The sequence below is a fragment of the Mammaliicoccus sp. N-M50 genome (assembly GCF_022386995.1).
Taxonomy (GTDB): domain Bacteria; phylum Bacillota; class Bacilli; order Staphylococcales; family Staphylococcaceae; genus Mammaliicoccus; species Mammaliicoccus sciuri_A.
In genome coordinates this window covers 1-1,360 of record NZ_JAJNJA010000024.1, presented here as the reverse complement: position 1 = coordinate 1,360, position 1,360 = coordinate 1, and the positions used below count along the sequence as shown (strand labels likewise).

The window sequence follows — 1,360 nt, the reverse complement described above, 5'->3', positions numbered from 1 at the left end:
AAGCCTTGAAGAGCCGCAGTGAATAGGCCCAAGCGACTGTTTATCAAAAACACAGGTCTCTGCTAAACCGTAAGGTGATGTATAGGGGCTGACGCCTGCCCGGTGCTGGAAGGTTAAGAGGAGTGGTTAGCTTCTGCGAAGCTACGAATCGAAGCCCCAGTAAACGGCGGCCGTAACTATAACGGTCCTAAGGTAGCGAAATTCCTTGTCGGGTAAGTTCCGACCCGCACGAAAGGCGTAACGATTTGGGCACTGTCTCAACGAGAGACTCGGTGAAATCATAGTACCTGTGAAGATGCAGGTTACCCGCGACAGGACGGAAAGACCCCGTGGAGCTTTACTGTAGCCTGATATTGAAATTTGGCACAGCTTGTACAGGATAGGTAGGAGCCTTTGAAACGTGAGCGCTAGCTTACGTGGAGGCGCTGGTGGGATACTACCCTGGCTGTGTTGACTTTCTAACCCGCACCATTTGATCATGGTGGGAGACAGTGTCAGGCGGGCAGTTTGACTGGGGCGGTCGCCTCCTAAAGAGTAACGGAGGCGCTCAAAGGTTCCCTCAGAATGGTTGGAAATCATTCGCAGAGTGTAAAGGCACAAGGGAGCTTGACTGCGAGACCTACAAGTCGAGCAGGGTCGAAAGACGGACTTAGTGATCCGGTGGTTCCGCATGGAAGGGCCATCGCTCAACGGATAAAAGCTACCCCGGGGATAACAGGCTTATCTCCCCCAAGAGTTCACATCGACGGGGAGGTTTGGCACCTCGATGTCGGCTCATCGCATCCTGGGGCTGTAGTCGGTCCCAAGGGTTGGGCTGTTCGCCCATTAAAGCGGTACGCGAGCTGGGTTCAGAACGTCGTGAGACAGTTCGGTCCCTATCCGTCGTGGGCGTAGGAAATTTGAGAGGAGCTGTCCTTAGTACGAGAGGACCGGGATGGACATACCTCTGGTGTACCAGTTGTCGCGCCAGCGGCATAGCTGGGTAGCTATGTATGGACGGGATAAGTGCTGAAAGCATCTAAGCATGAAGCCCCCCTCAAGATGAGATTTCCCAACTTCGGTTATAAGATCCCTCAAAGATGATGAGGTTAATAGGTTCGGGGTGTAAGCGCAGTAATGTGTGTAGCTGACGAATACTAATCGATCGAAGACTTAATCAAATTTTAAATCGGTTTTAGCCGTAAAATCTACTTACTATCTAGTTTTGAATGTACAATACATTCATCATAAGTTATTACTATTTGTCTGGTGACGATAGCAAAGAGGTCACACCTGTTCCCATGCCGAACACAGAAGTTAAGCTCTTTAGCGCCGATGGTAGTTGGGCTTACGTTCCGCGAGAGTAGGACGTTGCCGGGCA

General features: G+C 51.1%; 2 rRNA genes. Both read left to right on the top strand.

Annotation, left to right across the window (positions count from 1 at the left end):
* A 23S ribosomal RNA gene (locus LQ622_RS14855) occupies nt 1-1,160 on the top strand; the annotation flags it as partial.
* An 84-nt stretch (nt 1,161-1,244) separates the two neighbouring features.
* Nucleotides 1,245-1,359, top strand: a 5S ribosomal RNA gene (gene rrf, locus LQ622_RS14850).
* Nucleotide 1,360 lies beyond the last annotated feature (1 nt).